Consider the following 1,768-nt stretch of genomic DNA (forward strand, 5'->3'; position numbering starts at 1 on the left):
GCCAACTTTGATTCAATCCCATCCCAACTACCAGACCCTCCTGAACTACGGGGTTATCGCCGCATAGACTGGGATCACAGCCTCCTAAATCTGTCCGGAGTGTTGCATCTAGAAGTTGCTGAATGATGCGGCGAGATATACGGAAGTTCGTCTGTTGCAGTCGAGTGATCACTTCTGCGAGATCAATAAGCCCTTGACTTGCAGCAGCATCCAAAATTCCAAGAGTACCGATAATGGGAATTCTCCGATCACTAGCGACACGTCTCCCCAAGCGTTCATCAATGATCAGCAAATCTGCTGGTAAGGTTTGAGCAAGGGTTATGGCAGCTTGTTCTCCTGGATCGAGGGTATTGAGGGAAGCATCAACTCCGGAAACAGCTTGAACTGTAAGCCAAGCAGGAGGATTGACAATCCATTTCTGAAGGACGAGTGGTGCAGAGGGATCAAGCATTTCGTCCCGAACCACGTCGGGAATGATAATTTGCTGAAACAAACGTGGGATGAGGTTAACCTGGTCGATAAGCAGCAAATAATTAATTGGAGAAGTATCAGAAACGACGGTCATGAAGCACTATTGTCTTGTTTTATACGGAGTTGACGGAGGGTTTCACGATCTTGCCTCAAATCCGCCTCGTCGTAATGCAAGTCAGCATTATGTTGCTTCAAAAATGCATCCACTGCCCAACGAGAGGGTAAATCCAGAATGCGGCCTACTTCAGCATTAGTAACTTTTTCAGACTGGTAAGCTTGAATCACTAGTGCTTCTAAAATTTCACGGGCAAGGTGGTCTTGGTTGAAGTACTGAAGCAGTTCTTCAGGCAGATCAAGGGTAACTTGCATATTACGGACTCCGTTTATAAGGGGCAGTAAACCACAGATGATATGAACCTTGCATATCTAAAATTGACTGCTAATAAGTGCAAAACTGCTCTCGCCTTCTAACACTAATTCTTATTCATTAGCTACTGTCAATTTTCGATTCAGGATTCGTCGTACAATTTAGCACCAAACTCTTCAGCTAGTTCATCGTCCAGTTGATCTGCTGCCCCTGCAACATTTAGAATCATTAGTGCAATACTCTCTAGGTTCAATCCACTAAGGGGCATTTCGGCTCTTACTAAAACCTTATCCTCACTGACGCAAACAGCACACCCAATCAGGTATCTATTGAGTTCGAGGCATCGACGATAAAATGGCAGAATGTTTTGGGGTGGAAGTTTCAGAATAGGTGAAACTACTTCTATAGTAGGATCGTCGTCGTCATCATTTTCTGCAATCAAAATAATAATTTGCGCACTCCCTTTTTGAATCAACCAACCTCTATCATTTTTAGATTCAAGGTCAAGCCTAGAATCTTTGATATCTACACCCAGTTCCCTCAGCAAAGCTTCGGCAATTTGAACATAGCTTTCAATCGAAATCTCTTCGCCTTGCTTGCTTCCTAGAAAGCTGCCAACCCCTTCAATCAAGCTTCCAAAAATTCCCATATGACCTTAGCCTCATTTTTATAAAGTAGAACCACAGCTTGAACAATACTTGAGACTTGCTGAGGCAGATGTCCCGCAAGCCTGACTGCCTGACAGAAGTGGGTGAAAGGCTTGAAACCTCGTGCTGCGAGGGGGAAAAGGTGAGGTGACATGAGACGCTGGAATTGCATATCTCAGGGTCTTTGCCATGCCAGCCACCACCTGTCTCTATGATCAAGTGCTGTCCTTGCTGCGTCAATATAGCCATCGTCGGGATCTGCGACACCTCAAGGCCTTGGCGT

General features: G+C 45.1%; 3 protein-coding genes. All 3 read right to left on the minus strand.

Annotated features, from left to right (window positions below; translation table 11 throughout):
* Window positions 1–565: DUF3368 domain-containing protein (locus H6G62_RS27120; protein ID WP_190500933.1), on the minus strand; the 565-nt coding region annotated here is incomplete at its 3' end.
* On the minus strand, window positions 562–840 hold the full coding sequence (locus H6G62_RS27125) for a UPF0175 family protein (RefSeq protein ID WP_190500935.1): 279 nt from the start codon (window positions 838–840) through the stop codon (window positions 562–564). The genes H6G62_RS27120 and H6G62_RS27125, both read right to left, overlap by 4 nt.
* Window positions 841–980: 140 nt before the next feature.
* Window positions 981–1,487, minus strand: a complete 507-nt coding sequence (locus tag H6G62_RS27130) for a YbjN domain-containing protein (protein WP_190500936.1) — start codon at window positions 1,485–1,487, stop codon at window positions 981–983.
* Window positions 1,488–1,768: the final 281 nt, after the last annotated feature.

The sequence above is a fragment of the Phormidium sp. FACHB-1136 genome, assembly GCF_014697375.1.
Lineage (GTDB): Bacteria > Cyanobacteriota > Cyanobacteriia > Phormidesmidales > Phormidesmidaceae > Nodosilinea.

Coding starts and splice junctions, on each gene's coding strand:
- H6G62_RS27125 (WP_190500935.1), bottom strand. CDS start 840: ATGCAAGTTACCCTTGATCTGCCTGAAGAACTGCTTCAGTACTTCAAC.
- H6G62_RS27130 (WP_190500936.1), bottom strand. CDS start 1,487: ATGGGAATTTTTGGAAGCTTGATTGAAGGGGTTGGCAGCTTTCTAGGA.